Here is a 15,892-nt window from a genome sequence, read left to right on the forward strand (position 1 = left end):
TCTGTTTTCCTTCCTTTCTTTGCTGCCTGTTATTTCTGCCTTCTATCGATTAAATGTCGTTTCATTCTCTTCGTTTAAAGAGAGGTCATAATAATTTAAGTCTTCTCTCCGCTTCCATCCGCTTTGTTCCCAGAACTGATTCCCAACCTGATTGTCCGTAAATGCAATCAGGCAGACCTGATTGATCTTCTCTGCTCTCAGCGCATCCATCGCCATCTTTGCCATCTGTGTCCCGATTCCTTTCATCCGATGTTCTTCAGCAACGCATACATGATAAAAGCAACCTCGTCTTCCGTCATGCCCGCATAAAATACTGCCGACAATCTCTCCTTCTTCCTCCGCCACAATACTGGTAGTCGGATTTCTTCTAAGGAAACGTTCCAGTCCTTCCCGCGAGTCATCGATACTACGGATTCCAAATCCTTTGATCTGTTTCCAAAGCTTATAAACTCCCTCATAGTCTTCTATCATCATTGCGCGTATCATCGTTCTGCCTCTCCTTTTTCCGTCTTTTTCTTCTTTTTTCCTGCTGTAGCTTCTAAGGAAACAGCGGGATTGCAGTCAGTCCTTCCGTCTCATCCAGTCCGAACATCAAATTCATATTTTGGATTGCCTGCCCCGCAGCGCCCTTCACAAGGTTATCCATCGCTCCCAGGATCACAATCCGATTGGTCCGCTGATCAATCTGAAATCCAACATCCACATAGTTGCTTCCTTCCACCCATTTCGTCTGCGGACATATCCCGGTTCGCAGTACACGAACAAATTTCTCGCTGTTATAACAACTGTCATATGCCTCTCTTACCATTTCTTCCGTCACACCTTGTTTTAGTGATGCGTAGGCGGTCACAAGAATCCCCCTATTCATCGGAACAAGATGCGGGGTAAAATTCACACATACCTTCTCCCCTGCAACAAGAGACAGCTGTTCTTCGATCTCCGGTGTATGCCGATGTGTGGTCACCCCATATGCTTTCATATTTTCATTGACTTCACAATAAAGGTTATCTATTTTCTCCGTTCTTCCTGCCCCCGATGTCCCGGACTTTCCATCGATGATCAACGTCTCCGGAACTATCAGTCCATTCTTTACCAATGGAAGAATCGCCATCAGAGAACACGTTGGATAACAGCCGGGATTGGCGATCAGCCTTGCTGATCGAATATGCTCCCGATTCCACTCGCAAAGTCCGTAGACTGCTTCTTGCAAAAGTTCCGGGCTTTTCTGTTGTATTTTATACCATTTTTCATACGTTTCCGCCTCTTTTAAGCGAAAATCTGCACTTAGATCAATGACTTTTGCTTTCTCTAGCACCGTCTCACTGATCTGTCCGGCACAAAATCCCTGCGGCGTTGCAGTAAAGATTACATCCACGTCATCCGCAAGTGCCTCCATTTCCTTTTCCCCGCACGTTCCTTCTACAATCTGAAATAAATTCTGGTAAACATTAGTATAAGGAATCTCCTGATAGCTTCTGGAGCCAAACCATACTACTTCCACTTCCTTATGACCAGCCAAAAGTCTGACTAATTCTCCTCCGGCATACCCCGTTGCACCAATTATTCCTGCACGAATCATCTATAACACCCTTTCTCTCTTTTTCCATCGAATAAATTTTGATTTTGCATGATTATACATCTATTTAAAATGTTATGCAATAGTTTTTTTGCATTTTATTTTGTACAATTTTACTTTGCAGCCAAATCTGCTTTTATCGCTTTCCTCTTTCCCCATAACTTCCTTCTCCGTTTTTCATTTTCTTGTTTTCCCTCTCACATTTTGCATTTTATAAGTAAATACAAGTGCTTTTTCGTTTTTCTCTACGAATTTTTTCATTTTTACATTACTCTTTTTTCTATAAAAACTAGTATGTTTCCCCCTAGTGCACATTTGTTTTCCTATAACAGTTTGCTTTGCTTTTTTAATCTCATTTCTCTTTTTCAAATTTTCTTGTTGCATATTTATTCATTTTATTGTATATTAATACTATCAAATTTCAAGACAAACAGAACAAGGAGGACTTTTGACATGAAAGAAAAAGTAATTTTAGCATATTCCGGCGGATTGGACACAACAGCCATCATCCCATGGCTCAAAGAAAATTTTGATTATGAAGTCATCTGCTGCTGCATCGACTGCGGACAGGGAGAAGAACTGGACGGCTTAGAAGAACGCGCAAAATTATCCGGCGCTTCCAAATTATATATTGAAAACATCGTTGATGAGTTCTGTGATGACTATATCGTGCCATGTGTACAGGCGAATGCAATCTACGAAAACAAATATCTGCTCGGCACTGCGATGGCACGTCCGGGAATCGCAAAAAAACTAGTAGAAATTGCAAGAAAAGAACATGCTTCTGCTATCTGCCACGGCGCAACCGGAAAAGGAAATGATCAGATTCGTTTTGAGTTAGGGATCAAGGCACTCGCACCGGATCTGAAGATCATCGCTCCATGGAGAATGACGGATCTTTGGACATTAAATTCCCGTGAAGAAGAGATTGCATACTGCCATCAGCATGGGATCGACCTTCCATTTGATGCCAGCCAAAGTTACAGCCGTGACCGAAACTTATGGCACATCAGCCATGAAGGATTAGAGCTCGAGGATCCTGCGCAAGAGCCAGACTATGAACATCTGCTTGTACTCGGCGTTACCCCGGAACAGGCACCGGATGAAGGCGAATATATCACAATGACTTTCGAAAAAGGTGTTCCAGTCAGCTTAAACGGACAAACGATGAAAGTATCTGAGATTATCACAGAGTTAAACGCCCTCGGCGGAAAGCATGGAATCGGTATCATCGACATTGTAGAAAATCGTGTTGTCGGAATGAAATCCCGCGGTGTCTATGAAACTCCAGGAGGAACCATCTTAATGGAAGCTCACCAGCAGTTAGAGGAACTGGTGCTTGACCGTGCAACCTATGAGGTAAAAAAAGAAATGGGAAACAAACTTTCTCAGATTGTATACGAAGGAAAATGGTTCACACCGCTCCGTGAGGCTGTGCAGGCATTTATCGAATCCACACAGCAATATGTGACCGGAGAAGTAAAATTGAAGCTTTATAAAGGAAATATCATCAAAGCCGGAACAACCTCTCCGTATTCTCTGTACAGCGAATCTCTCGCAAGTTTTACTACCGGAGAACTTTATGACCACCATGACGCAGAAGGATTTATCAACTTATTCGGTCTTCCATTAAAAGTACGCGCAATGAAACTTGCAGAAACAGAAAAGTAAAAAACAGACACACAAAAAGGACAGCTGATCTTTCCAGCTGCCCTTTTTGTTTTCTAAAACTTCTTGAGTAACATTCTGTATTTCTTTAACCAATTCCCCCATACACGATCCCGAGGATCACTACAAGAATGGTCACGATCACAAACACATATTTTGCAAACGCAAGGAACCTTTTCCCAAGCGGTTTCCCTGCTCCTTCATTGATCGCCGCAAGCGCCTTTTCTCCATCATGAAGATAGTAAAAGACAATCAGCACAAGAAGTGCCATCAGCGGTGAAATTACAACTGTGATCAGATTGGTAAACTGATCAAAGGTTGTCATGCTCAAATTCAAAGGAACTGAGAGCACAAATGTGATAACCCCCACAAGAATCACCGCCTTTTTCCTTGTCAGCTTCGAGTGCGAAAGGATTGCCTCCACAACCCCTTCCAGCATATTAATAGAAGAAGAGATCGCCGCACAGAGCAAACTGATAAAGAAGATAACCGCAAGGATTGTTCCACCCGGCATTTTTTCAAAAATGACCGGCATCGTCATAAATAATAATGGTGGTCCTGATTTTGCATCCAACCCGAATGCAAATACCGCCGGCATGATCACAAAAGATGCAAGTACTGCTGCCAGCGTATCCAGAACTGCCGTGCTGACCGCCAGATGTGGAATATCATATTCTTTCTTCAAATAGCTCCCATACACTACCATCCCGCATCCATTGATGGATACCGTGAAAAATGCCTGTCCAAGCGCCATCACCCATGTATCTGCTTTCAAAAGGTACTCCCATTTTGGCTGAAGTAGAAACTTCACACCTTCCATCGCTCCCGGAAGTGACAGCGACTGGAAAATCAGTACGATAAAGATCAGAAACAATGCCGGCATAATGATCTTACTGATTCGCTCAATCCCTTTTACGACACCTGCACAAATGACCAGTACCGTCAGAAAAATCGCAACCGCATCCCATGGAATGGAAGCAGCTGAACCTGCAAACTCTGTAAAATAGGTGTTCTTATCCACCTTTGCCAGCTTTCCGGTTCCACTCATTACAAGGTATTTTAAAATCCACCCGACAACCACATTGTAAAACATAAAAATGCCAAGAAGCCCTATTGCCGGAAGCATTCCTACAATCTTTCCACCCTTCCATGTTCTTTCACGGAACACTTCTGAGATTCCAGTCATCGAACCACCGCCAAAGGCACGCCCGAACGCAAATTCTGTAATCAGTCCTGTCGTCCCAAGAATCAAGACAAACAGAAAGTATGGGATCAAAAATGCCGCCCCACCGTAAGCGCCAAGCCGGTATGGAAACATCCATATATTTCCAAGTCCAATAGCCGAACCGATGCAAGCCATAACAAATCCCATTCTGCTCGTAAATTTTTCTCTCTTTTCCATAAGCAACTCCTTTTCTCTCCAAACCCGTCCACAAAAAACACCGACCAGCAGATCGACTCAGACAGGCTTTCCGATTTCTCTCCATATACTATCACACTTTAAAGCATTAATGCAAGAAAAAAAGTGGAAAATATATTTTTTTCCTGTTCTTTTGAATATCCGGCACGAAACATACCTATCCTATAATAAAAAGCATAAGGATGTGTACTATGAAACCAGTAATCGGAATTATTGTCTGCGGTCTGATGGATGACCGCCAATTTGTAACTAATGCTTACATTCAATCCATAAAATATGCAAAAGGAGTCCCGCTTCTCCTCCCACTTGTGCGCTCTGACGAAGCACTTCAAACTTATTGTTCTCTCTGCGACGGGTTCCTCTTCTGCGGCGGAAACGACATCACCCCGCTTCTGTTTGGAAAAGAACCGGCAAAAGGCCTGGGAACAACCAACATCACACTAGATATTTTTCAACTCCGCCTTCTGCGCGCCATTCTAAAAACAAAAAATCCCCTGCTCGCCATCTGCCGTGGAATGCAGGTTTTAAATGTAGCCTGTGGAGGAACGCTTCTCCAAGATATCGACACCTCGCTCCACGCGCCCATCAATCATATGCAGCTTTCCGCCTCCAGAAGTGAAATCAGCCATAAAGTACTGGTCGCAAAAGGAAGTATTCTCTCCTCCATCACAGGTTCGTCCCTCTATACAAACAGTTTCCATCATCAGGCAGTCGACTCACTCGGCAAAGGGCTCGTCCCAACTGCCCGGACTTCTGACGGCATCATCGAGGCAATCGAACTTTCCGCTCATCCATTTGCCCTTGGAGTCCAATGGCACCCGGAATGTATGTACCGTACTTCTCCTGTCATGCGTGATCTGTTTGCTTCATTTATCACTGCCTGCCGCAAATAATTTATTTTGCCAGCCCCTGCTTCTGCATTTTCTAGTCATTGCCCCGACGCCTGCAATATGGTATGATATCCAGAGACATTTCAAACAACAGAACAAGAGCCGGAAGGAAGATTTTAAACTCTTCTTTCCGGGCAATCATTATAACAAATAAAGGCAGGGCAATACCCATGACAGATCATCAGATTTCTTCCCTCTCCAGCCTGCTCCACCAGGATCTTTTTGAGTTTCTCAAAGGCTCAATTTCCGGTGGACTCCTCTGCGGCTATACCGGAGAAGGATTCCCTTTTCATTTCATCAGCGATCAACTGCTGCACCTTCTTGGCTTTGAGAGCCGCGAGGAATATTGTACGTTTATTAAAAATAAACTGATCAACGGCATCCATCCAGATGATCGGGAGTATACAACAGACACTGTTTTGTCTGCTCTAAACGAAGACCAGACGTACGAAATTAAATATAGAATGTTAAAAAAAGATGGTTCTTTTATCTGGGTCATCGGTCAAGGAAAGAAGTTTTTCCATAAAAATTCCGAATTTGTAGCAAGTATCTGTCTGGATATCACTGATACCATTGAACTGCAGCAAGAGCTGAGTGAACTTACCCAAAACATTCCCGGTGGAGTCTGTAAAATTTTGATGGATCAGGATTTCACACTTCTTTATGGAAACGATAGCTTCTATCAGCTATATGGATACACTTCTGCAGAAATGCAGACACAACTGGGCAACAAGCTAATTGCCACGATCCTTCCTGAGGATGCAACGTCTATTATGGAAATCATCGAGCGTACTTACCGAAGTCAAGAATCTCATTTTGAATTTGAACAAAGAATTTTTCACAAGGACGGTTCCATACGCTATCTTCTGACAAACGGTGCCTTCAGCCATTCCCGGAAAGGAGTTCCCACTTTAAATTGCGTCATCATCGATATCACAAAGCGCCGACTATCTGAACAGGAACTTGCTATCAACGAGGAGCGTTTTCGGATTGCTGTCACACAGACACAAAGTGTGATCTTTGACTATCATATTCAAAAAAAACAAGTGGTCCATTCGAAAGAAACAATGCACCTCTATGGACTGCCGGAAATCATGAATGATGTTCCGGAAAGTTTTGTGCGTTCTAAGATCATTCCTCGCAAACATGCTGCCGCTTTTCTTTCCATGTACAGAGAAATCCAGCAAGGAAGTCCTCACAGCAGCTGCACCGTAGAAATCTTAGCAGCAGACGGAAAATATTACTGGAATACGATCACAATGACAACTGTTTTCAATGGTCAGCACAAACCGGTCCGTGCCATTGGTGTCGTGGAAAATATTACTCAGCATAAAGAAATGGAATATGCTTATCTCAAAGAAGAAACTTACCGACGTGCTCTGCTTGCAGATACTCTGTTTTACGCAGAAATCAACCTGACCGAAGGTATCATCGACACCCTCTCTGAGATGAATACCCAAGAATTGATGGAACACCTCTGCCGCTCTTATGACCAATATCTAAGAGTCGAAGGAATCAAAAATATTCATCGGGAAGATTATCCCAAATTTCTGGAAACTTTTTCGCGTAAAAATCTTCTTGCAAATTATGCCAACGGGATTCAGGAACTCAAATTAGAATATCGTCATTTGACGAATTTCGGAAAGACTTGCTGGGTGGAAACAACTGCCCATATGATGAAAGACCCTGTTTCCGGAGATATCCGCTGTCTTCTCTACTTACATGACATTGATGCAGCAAAAAGAGAGCGGCTGACTCTTGAAAACGCCTCCCGGCTGGATCCTCTGACCAAGCTATATAACAAGGGAGCTGCTGAGACATTGATCCGCAGCCAATTAGAAGCAAGTTCTCCCGATGCCTGCCATGCATTTATCATCATTGACCTTGATCACTTTAAAAAGATCAATGATCTCCATGGACACGCTTGCGGAGACAAGGTGCTAAAAGAAACGGCAAAACGAATTCAGCAGCATTTCCGTTCAGATGATATCATCGGGCGAATCGGCGGAGATGAATTCATTGCTTTCATCAAAAATATCCCTTCCAAAGACTTTCTGATCCAAAAGTTAGAAAAACTTCGATATACTGTAGTACCTTTCCGCGGTATTCTTACATATAGTATGGGAATCTGCCTCACATCGAACTATGGATTTGACTTTGAAGTACTGTATGAAAAAGCGGATATCGCTCTTTATCACTCAAAAGCTCGTGGGCGCAACTGTTTTACCTTCTATACTTCAGTCATGCATCTACCTGAACAAAATGGTATTACCAGAAGTGAAATTGTTATGGAACCGGAAGATTCTGCATGGTCCGAGGAAATCTTCCATGCGTTGATCGAAAATCTGGAGGATATTACATATCTGAGTGATCCATACACCTATGAGCTCCTCTATGTTTCCCCGCAAGTCCGTGACATTTTAGGATTATCCGGCAATGATCCCATCGGAAAAAAATGTTACGAAGTACTTCAAGGAGAACATAAACCATGCCCATTTTGCACAAATCACCTTCTGGATCAAAAGCCGGTCATCTGGGAACACCATCACCGACTCCTGAACCGTGATTACCTGCTCAAAGATAAATTTATCACATGGAATCACCGTAAAGTACGAATGGAACTTGCGATCGATATTACCGATCTAAAATTGAACGGAATCCAGCAAAGATTTTCTATCGCATTAACAGAATATGCTTCTCTGCTGGAATCTCTGTCCGGAACAAAAGAAATCCTTCAAGGGACCGCGCAAACACTTGGCAAATTTTATCAGGCGGATGATGTCTGTCTGATCCATCCTACCCATACGGGAAATTCTTATCATTTCAAATGCCTCTGGCATTACGAAAACTCTATTTCCCAAAGTGCATTGGTCCAGCTGACTCAAATTGAAAAATACGCATTTATTCAGGACTTATTTTACACAAATGATATCATCCACATCCCGGATATTGAAATGCTCCGCCCAAACTATCCGGAGGAAATGCGGCTTCTGGAACGTTACGAAATCCGGCAGATGCTTGGTTTTTCTTTCTCCGCTGAACACCCTAAAAATGCCTGCCTGATTTTATCCAACCCGCATACCTGTGGCAATGAGTTACATTTTCTTCGTCTGGTATGCCATCTTCTCACAAATCGGCTGCATAGTATCGATGCGGAGAAAAAACTAGACTATAACTTCTGGCATGATGCACTAACCGGCCTTTACAATCTTGCAAGTTTTTCTTCTTATACTAAAAAACGGCACTTTGAAGAACTCTCCTCCGTAGGGCTTGTGCTTGCGGATATCAATGGTTTCAAACAGATTAATAATACGATGGGATATTCCTTTGGCAATCAGGTACTTTTGGACACTGCTCGTGTTTTTCGAGAATATTTCCCAGATGCCTATCACTTCCGTCTCAGCGGAAATGAATTTTGTATTATCTGCGAAAATGCTTCCGGCAAATATTTTTATCAACAGATTTCACTATTACAGGCAGATCCCATCGTTCTGAGACATGACGGAATTTCCTTTGGCTACCACTGGATGCAAAAAGAAGTAGATTTTTCCATACTCAAATCTCTTGCAGAAGATTCGATGATGGAAGAAAAGCAAAAATATTACATGGAAACACCTTATTTTGCCAAACGGCATCGTCCTACTATCCTGCAACAAACATTGCGCGACTTAAAAGAAGAACGATTCCTCATCTATCTTCAACCCAAAGTAGATCTCTCCTCAAGAAAACTTATCGGAGCTGAAGCATTGATCCGGTATCGCCACGAGGAACGTGGCTTGATAGCACCTGATTTTTTTATTCCACCACTAGAAAAAGAGCACCTAATCCGCTATATCGATCTATTTGTTTTAGAACAAGCATGCCGTCTTCTCAGACGCTGGCAACAGGAAGGACGTAAAACATTTCCTATTTCCATCAATTTTTCTAGAATTACACTGATGGAAGAAGAAATCCTTCCTTCTCTGCTTGAACTGGTACACACTTACCAAATTTCACCTTCTTTGATCCAAATTGAAATCACCGAGACGATCGAAGAGAAAGATCGCGATGTTCTCCTGACACTCAGCTACCAGCTGCGGCAGGCCGGATTCACAATTGCCCTCGATGATTTCGGCACAAAATATACAAACTTGTCCATTCTCACCTACATGGATTTTGACGTTCTAAAACTTGACCGCAGTCTAATTCAGACACTGTGTTTCAGAGCATCTAATCAGACGATCATCAAGCATGTAATTCAAATGTGCAAAGAACTTCCGGTAGAAGTCATCGCTGAGGGCATCGAAAATGAAGAACAGGCAGCACTCCTTACCTCTATGGGATGTCCTTCTGCACAGGGATACTTATTTGGAGCACCGATGCCCATTTCCGAATTCGAATCCAGATTCATGCCGGCAGAAACAGATTTCAAAACCTCGCCATAGAAAAAGGAGGGATGGTCCGACTTTGCATCTGCATTGTCCGCCATCCCTCTTTTTCTAACTCTTTACAAAACCCCTTCATCTATCATAAGATCCGTCCCATCTGCCGCAGTCGTCGCCAGTGTGTCACATCTCTCGTTCTGCGGATGTCCATCATGTCCTTTCACCCAGATAAAAGTAACTTGATGTTGTTCCTTGGCTGTCAGAAGCCGTTTCCACAAATCCACGTTTTTGACCGGCTCATTTTTCCCGCGCTTCCAGCCTTTCTTGATCCATCCATCGATCCAGTGTTGATTAAACGCATCCACCACATATTTGGAATCCGAATACAACTCAACACTGCACGGACGGTTCAGCGCTTCTAATCCTTTGATCACCGCCATCAGCTCCATCCGGTTGTTCGTTGTCCTTCTGTAACCACCGGACAGTTCTCTTGTATGTAACTCTCCTTTTCTATCTACATACTCGAGCACAGTTCCGTATCCTCCCGGTCCGTCCGGATTTCCTCTGGCTGCCCCATCTGTATAAATCTTTACATGCATATTCTTTCCTCCTGTCTGGTCCAGTTCCCCGTTGCTAAAAATTCTTCTGCCATTTTCTCTGCCTCATCTGTAATCCGATCTTCATATCCGATCAACCGAAGAAGTTTGATCGCATTGCGTGATACCGCTCTCCCCTTTTGCAGACAATAATCAAACAGGATATCCTCATCCATGATCGTCTCCTGAAAATGATAATTGTCATAGCAGTTCTCCAGCAGATGTGTCAATTCAATATCATGTGTTGCCGCAAAACAAATCACACCTTCTTTTGCAAGACTTTTCAAGATCTGTGCGGAAGCCGCGATTCGCTCGACAGTGTTCGTTCCACGCAGTACCTCATCCACAAAACACAGCATCGGAACATCCTCGTTTACATGATTTAAAATCCTTTTCAATGATTTGATTTCCACAATGTAGTAGCTTTCATTCCCCTGCAAGTTGTCACGCAGAGCCATCGAAGAATAGATCTGAAAAAACGGCGCTTCATATTTTGCCGCCGGGCAGGTAAAAATCGTCTGCGCCAGCACCGTATTGATTGCCACGGTCTTTAAGAAAGTAGATTTTCCAGATGCATTGGATCCAGTCAGAAGAATCCCTCGGTGCGCTATAACAGAATTTGCCACCGGATCTGCCAGCAGTGGATGATATACATTTTCCAGACAGATTTCCGCCTTCTTTCCTTCTGTAAAATTCGGTTTCTCATAATAAGGAAGAAATGTACGGAAAGATGCCGCACTGATCATACTGTCCAAATATCCGATAATTTGGATCACTTCTTCAATTTTCCCTCTATGTTTTTCTGCCATTTCCAGCATCGAATTGAATTTGATCAAATCAATATGAAACAACATCCGGATATAATCAAGTACTGCATCGACCATCGATCCAGTCGCACCTCTCCCTGCCACAAGCACATGGGAATGTTTTAGAAATACATTCATTTCTTCCCGAATCTTATGTAGCCTGTCAAGATAAAACTGTAGTTCCGGGATTTTTTCCTTCCCCAATGCCTCTGCTGCCCGAAGAACCCGGATCAGATAAGAAAAGGTGGCGATATATGGTTCAATCTCACTTTTTCTCACAAAATAACTTTTGATATTCCAAACTGCCGCCGCTATAAGCAAGATCATCCCAACCCCGGGAGCTGCCAGCAGCGCACCGACTCCGACAGCAATCGCTGCAATTGCCAGATAATGTCTGCTGTTTTTTTCACGTCTGACATCCTCCAGACGGTCAATATAATCGCTCACAGAATATTTCGGCATTCCTCCGATCTCATAGAACAGATATTGCAGGCGGAGTCTCTCTTCCTCATTTTTGGTGAAAAACTCCATCAGGCGATCTCGTTCCTTCAATTTCTCTTCCGAAAGCACCGGAGTCCGCAGAAGATAATACAGATACTCTGCTCCCACCGAGGAAGTTGTATGATCCATCACCTGATAGACCTCATCCAAATCCAGATCGTTCCATGTAATATCATCTACATACGGCTCTGTGATTTTTCCCTTTCGCAGCAGCTGCTGAAAATAATGAGAAATGGACTCATACTTTGTACGGTCATATTCTTTCTCCGAAGCAGTACCCCACGCTTCTTTCCATGTGTTCTTTAAATATCGCTCTCTTCTCTTGGCATTTGCCGCAATCTGATACAAAAATACTATGATCAGCACAAAAATGATCAAAAGCAATAAAATATCCTGTCCCATACTACCCCTCCTTCCTTCTCTCTACAAACAGATCCTGCTTTTTCTATGCTGTTCTCAGACAGTTTTTACTTTCCCTACGCTTCTTCTGGCAAAATGACTTCTTCCCCTTTGCCGCTGACACACCAAAATCTTGTTTTCTCATGTGTCTGTCCATAAGTTTCCACATACTGTTTCGCCAGCGCATACTCCTCCCACAGATGCATCGGAACCGCAAACTGCACTGGGATTTCCAATAGAAAATGCTCCATTCCAAGGGCATATGCATCTTCCTGCCTTGGATCCAGTACAAGAAATGCTGCATCGATCGTCTTCCCTGACAATGCTTCTTTCAATTTTCCGATCTCTGACTGGTATCTTTCCTTCATTGTTTCGTTGTACAATGTAGATTCTTCTTCCCAGTGCCACCAGTTCAGATCCCCTGCATGATAAAAAAGTTTTCCTTCGCACGACACAAGAAATGCGACTCCTTCATCTGTGGAACGGAATGTTTCTATTACACAATTTCCAATTGTCTCTGTCTGATTCGGTGCGATTCTTGTCAAATCGGATCTGCAAATCTCACTTGCATCATATGACGCTTCAGAAATATCATCGGATAAAATGTATTGGATTTTTGGATACTGCTCTGTCCACCGAAAGATTTCCTTGGAAAAATGATCATAATGTCTGTGGCTTGCAAACACATAGATTGTTTTCTCCGGATCCCAAAGTGGAAGTTCCCCCTGATAATAATCAAATACAAGTACGCTGTGCTCCAGCTCCACCGCAAAGCAGCTATGAGAAATATAAGTAATCTTTACCATGTCTTCTTCCTTTCTTTTGCAAGCGCCACCATTGCCTCCAGTGTCGGCTGCTCTGCCATAAATGTCTGTATGCCATAGTGATCCGCTGCTGCCTTTGTCTGTTTCCCGATACAAAGCGCCTGTACTTTGGAAAAATCAAGCCCTTTTGCCGCCTGTGCAAAACCTCTTACTGTTGATGCACTTGTAAACATCACATAATCGGTCTTCCCCTGCTCAAATTCTTCCTGGTAATTGATAAATCCATATGCCTCATAATGCGTATCGTAAATCGGAAGATCTTCTATGACTGCCTCGCTTCTCTTTTGAATCTCACGGATCAACTCCGGATTTCCAATCTTTGCCCGCGGAATCAAAATATGTTCATCAGAAAGTACCTCCCCAAGTGCTGCTCCAAGGTGCTCTCCATCATAAATCTCCGGCATCAGATCCGCATACATTCCATGTGCTTCCAACGCGCGCGCAGTTCCACTTCCAATCACCGCGATCCGGAGGTGAGAAAGGCTTCGCACATCCACGCGATACTGCCGCAAGGCGTTCCAGAACACTTCTACACCGGTCGGACTGGTAAACACGATCCACTGGTATTTCTGGATGTGAAAAAGCACCTGCGAAACTCTTTCGTTTTCCACCTCCGGCACAATGCGGATTGCAGGCGCTTCCAACACCTCCGCCCCTTCTTCCCGCAACATTCCTGCCAGACGGCTGCTCTGCTCCTTCGGTCTTGTCACCATGATTTTCATTCCTGCCAATGGTCGTTTATCATACCATTCCAATGATCTGCAGGCACATACCTCTCCCACAACAATAATCGCAGGAGTCTGAATCTTTGCCTCTTTTGCAAGTGTTTCTAAAGTTTCCAAGGTGCCTGTGATCTTCCGCTGTCTTGCTGTCGTTCCCCGCTCCAAAATTGCCGCAGGTGTCTGCGGATCCATTCCCTCCCGGATTAGATTTGCGCATAAAAACGGCAGTGTAGAGACTCCCATCAGAAACACCAGCGTTCCTTTCACACCTGCCAGTTCCCGAAATGGAATCTCGTCCGGCTCATGCCCTTCCTTTTTATGTGCCGTAATAATATGCAGCGAAGAAGCAGCATCCCGGTGTGTGACCGGAATTCCCTGATATGCAGGAACCGATACTGCCGATGTCACTCCCGGAACAATTTCAAACGGAATTCCCGCCTTCTTTAGTTCTTCCGCCTCCTCCGCGCCGCGCCCGAACACAAACGGATCGCCGCCTTTTAAACGGACAACCTTTTTCCCTTCCATTGCTTCTCTTACGAGAATCTGGTTGATTTCACTTTGTCTCACCCGGTGATTCCCAGAATGTTTTCCTACATCAATATATTCTGCATGTTCTGCCCCATAAGTAAGCACACCCTGTCCTGCAAGTCTGTCATAGACAATGACATCTGCTTCCGAAAGCAGACGTTTCCCTTTGACAGTCAGAAGTTCTTGATCCGACGGTCCTGCTCCGACAAGCCATACTTTCCCCTGCTTCTTAGTGTTTTGTTCGTAATTCATCCGCAAGCTCCCATCCTAAATGTGCTGACGCCCGGACCTCTGCCCGCTTCGTCGCAATTACATAGTTTCCTGTATCTTCTTCATAATATAAGCCAGTCAGAACCAATTCATCCTGTTGTATTCTTCCATATGCCGCCACCGGAGAACTGCACCCGCCATCCAGCCTTCGCACAAATGCCCGCTCATTTTCAGCGATCACTTCCATTTCCTCAGGCTGAAGTTCTTTCACAAGTTCCCGCATCTCTTCTCTTCCCTGCACGACAAGAATCCCCTGCCCTGCTGCCGGAAGAATCTCTTCCGGAGAAAAATACCGCTCGATCCTCTCTTCGAGTCCGAGTCGCTTTAATCCTGCTGCCGCAAGCACAAGGACATCATATTGTCCGCTGTCCAGTTTCTGAAGTCGTGTCTGGATATTACCTCGGATCCCTCTGACTTCTGCATCCGGGTATAACTTCTGTAGCTGTATCCTTCTCCGGAAACTTGAACACCCGATCACACCCTGACCATTCCAGTTTTCTTTTCCTTTTGCAGGCACAAGTACATCCCGCGGATCCTCTCTCCTGGAATATGCAAGAATCGGAAGTTCCTCTGGTGTCTCCATCGGCATATCTTTCAGACAGTGCACCGCCAGATCAATTTCCCCATCTAAAAGTGCGCGATCCAGTTCTTTTACAAAAAGTCCTTTCCCTCCGATCTGATCCAGACTTCTGTCAAGAATCTTATCTCCGGTCGTTTTCATCGTCACCAATTCTATCTCTAACTGCGGATGTAACTTTTTTAGTTCCTGTATGATCATCTCCGACTGTACTACTGCCAGCTTACTCTCTCTACTGCCTACTCTGATTTTTCTCTTCATGTTCCATCTCCAAAACTTTTCTTATCCTTGCTGCCGTCTCTGCAACCTTCCTGTGATCACTTCCATCTCCCGTAATTCCCACCACAAGTTCCTCCTGGACTGCCACTGCCGGAAAATAGAAATCACAATCGGTTCTGTCCGTTGCAGTATTCGCCAGAATCTTCCGCTTACGGCACAGCATACAAATCTCATGATTTAGCTTTTTTACATTTGTCGCCGCCAGCACCAGAAAAAATGCTTCTGTCAGATCACTCTCTTCAAATGCTTTTTCTTCTAATACAATTTTCCCTTCAGATACAAGCAGATGAAATGCCTCCTTTTGTTCTTTCGGGATCTCTTTTGCAATCACCTTGATGCGCGCACGAAACTGCAACAATGTCTGCACCCTCCGGAGTGCAATCTTCCCTGCCCCGACTACGAGGATATGCTTTCCTTCTATATCTATAAACATTGGAAAATAACTCATTTTGCTTCTCCTGTTCTCCCTTTT

12 protein-coding genes are annotated in these 15,892 nt (G+C 44.0%); 3 read left to right on the forward strand and 9 right to left on the reverse strand.

Annotated features, from left to right (window positions below; translation table 11 throughout):
* Positions 1-42: 42 nt before the first annotated feature.
* Entirely contained in the window at positions 43-486 is a 444-nt protein-coding gene (locus EDD74_RS06535) for a GNAT family N-acetyltransferase (protein ID WP_016440337.1), read from the reverse strand.
* A gap of 52 nt (positions 487-538) precedes the next feature.
* Positions 539-1,579, reverse strand: a complete 1,041-nt coding sequence (argC, locus tag EDD74_RS06540; protein ID WP_116441905.1) for an N-acetyl-gamma-glutamyl-phosphate reductase — start codon at positions 1,577-1,579, stop codon at positions 539-541.
* A gap of 450 nt (positions 1,580-2,029) precedes the next feature.
* Between argC and EDD74_RS06550 the strand changes: the two genes are divergently transcribed.
* Positions 2,030-3,247 (forward strand): argininosuccinate synthase, encoded by a 1,218-nt coding sequence (locus EDD74_RS06550; RefSeq protein WP_008976048.1) that lies wholly within the window; start codon positions 2,030-2,032, stop codon positions 3,245-3,247.
* An 85-nt stretch (positions 3,248-3,332) separates the two neighbouring features.
* Here EDD74_RS06550 and EDD74_RS06555 read toward each other — a convergent pair whose 3' ends face one another.
* Positions 3,333-4,646, reverse strand: coding sequence for a sodium-dependent transporter (locus EDD74_RS06555; protein WP_116441903.1), 1,314 nt, complete (start codon positions 4,644-4,646; stop codon positions 3,333-3,335).
* Positions 4,647-4,855: 209 nt separating this feature from the next.
* Between EDD74_RS06555 and EDD74_RS06560 the strand changes: the two genes are divergently transcribed.
* Both EDD74_RS06560 and EDD74_RS06565 read left to right on the forward strand, forming a co-directional pair.
* On the forward strand, positions 4,856-5,557 hold the full coding sequence (locus tag EDD74_RS06560) for a gamma-glutamyl-gamma-aminobutyrate hydrolase family protein (protein ID WP_116441902.1): 702 nt from the start codon (positions 4,856-4,858) through the stop codon (positions 5,555-5,557).
* A gap of 167 nt (positions 5,558-5,724) precedes the next feature.
* Complete coding sequence (locus EDD74_RS06565) at positions 5,725-9,978, forward strand: EAL domain-containing protein (protein WP_116441901.1); 4,254 nt, start codon at positions 5,725-5,727, stop codon at positions 9,976-9,978.
* Positions 9,979-10,040: 62 nt separating this feature from the next.
* On the opposite strand, the gene rnhA is transcribed toward EDD74_RS06565, so the two are convergent.
* The 6 genes from rnhA to EDD74_RS06595 all read right to left on the reverse strand — a co-directional run bounded on the left by rnhA (position 10,041) and on the right by EDD74_RS06595 (position 15,868).
* Entirely contained in the window at positions 10,041-10,517 is a 477-nt protein-coding gene (gene rnhA / locus EDD74_RS06570; protein ID WP_008976053.1) for a ribonuclease HI, read from the reverse strand.
* Positions 10,508-12,223, reverse strand: coding sequence for a MutS-related protein (locus EDD74_RS06575; RefSeq protein ID WP_116441900.1), 1,716 nt, complete (start codon positions 12,221-12,223; stop codon positions 10,508-10,510). The genes rnhA and EDD74_RS06575 overlap by 10 nt, the downstream gene beginning before the upstream one ends.
* A 74-nt stretch (positions 12,224-12,297) precedes the next feature.
* Entirely contained in the window at positions 12,298-13,026 is a 729-nt protein-coding gene (locus tag EDD74_RS06580) for an MBL fold metallo-hydrolase (RefSeq protein WP_116441899.1), read from the reverse strand.
* Entirely contained in the window at positions 13,020-14,546 is a 1,527-nt protein-coding gene (gene cobA, locus EDD74_RS06585) for a uroporphyrinogen-III C-methyltransferase (RefSeq protein WP_116441898.1), read from the reverse strand. The genes EDD74_RS06580 and cobA overlap by 7 nt, the downstream gene beginning before the upstream one ends.
* Positions 14,524-15,402: a hydroxymethylbilane synthase gene (gene hemC, locus EDD74_RS06590; protein ID WP_008976057.1), complete on the reverse strand. Its 879-nt coding sequence runs from the start codon at positions 15,400-15,402 to the stop codon at positions 14,524-14,526. The genes cobA and hemC overlap by 23 nt, the downstream gene beginning before the upstream one ends.
* The gene (locus EDD74_RS06595) at positions 15,374-15,868 is read right to left on the reverse strand and encodes a precorrin-2 dehydrogenase/sirohydrochlorin ferrochelatase family protein (RefSeq protein ID WP_116441897.1); all 495 of its coding nucleotides are present in this window, start codon (positions 15,866-15,868) and stop codon (positions 15,374-15,376) included. The genes hemC and EDD74_RS06595 overlap by 29 nt, the downstream gene beginning before the upstream one ends.
* Between the last annotated feature and the right edge of the window lie 24 nt (positions 15,869-15,892).

Origin of the sequence: Faecalimonas umbilicata, from assembly GCF_004346095.1 — a bacterium.
Classification (GTDB): domain Bacteria; phylum Bacillota; class Clostridia; order Lachnospirales; family Lachnospiraceae; genus Faecalimonas; species Faecalimonas umbilicata.

Coding starts and splice junctions, on each gene's coding strand:
- EDD74_RS06535 (WP_016440337.1), bottom strand. CDS start 486: ATGATACGCGCAATGATGATAGAAGACTATGAGGGAGTTTATAAGCTT.
- argC (WP_116441905.1), bottom strand. CDS start 1,579: ATGATTCGTGCAGGAATAATTGGTGCAACGGGGTATGCCGGAGGAGAA.
- EDD74_RS06550 (WP_008976048.1), top strand. CDS start 2,030: ATGAAAGAAAAAGTAATTTTAGCATATTCCGGCGGATTGGACACAACA.
- EDD74_RS06555 (WP_116441903.1), bottom strand. CDS start 4,646: ATGGAAAAGAGAGAAAAATTTACGAGCAGAATGGGATTTGTTATGGCT.
- EDD74_RS06560 (WP_116441902.1), top strand. CDS start 4,856: ATGAAACCAGTAATCGGAATTATTGTCTGCGGTCTGATGGATGACCGC.
- EDD74_RS06565 (WP_116441901.1), top strand. CDS start 5,725: ATGACAGATCATCAGATTTCTTCCCTCTCCAGCCTGCTCCACCAGGAT.
- rnhA (WP_008976053.1), bottom strand. CDS start 10,517: ATGCATGTAAAGATTTATACAGATGGGGCAGCCAGAGGAAATCCGGAC.
- EDD74_RS06575 (WP_116441900.1), bottom strand. CDS start 12,223: ATGGGACAGGATATTTTATTGCTTTTGATCATTTTTGTGCTGATCATA.
- EDD74_RS06580 (WP_116441899.1), bottom strand. CDS start 13,026: ATGGTAAAGATTACTTATATTTCTCATAGCTGCTTTGCGGTGGAGCTG.
- cobA (WP_116441898.1), bottom strand. CDS start 14,546: ATGAATTACGAACAAAACACTAAGAAGCAGGGGAAAGTATGGCTTGTC.
- hemC (WP_008976057.1), bottom strand. CDS start 15,402: ATGAAGAGAAAAATCAGAGTAGGCAGTAGAGAGAGTAAGCTGGCAGTA.
- EDD74_RS06595 (WP_116441897.1), bottom strand. CDS start 15,868: ATGAGTTATTTTCCAATGTTTATAGATATAGAAGGAAAGCATATCCTC.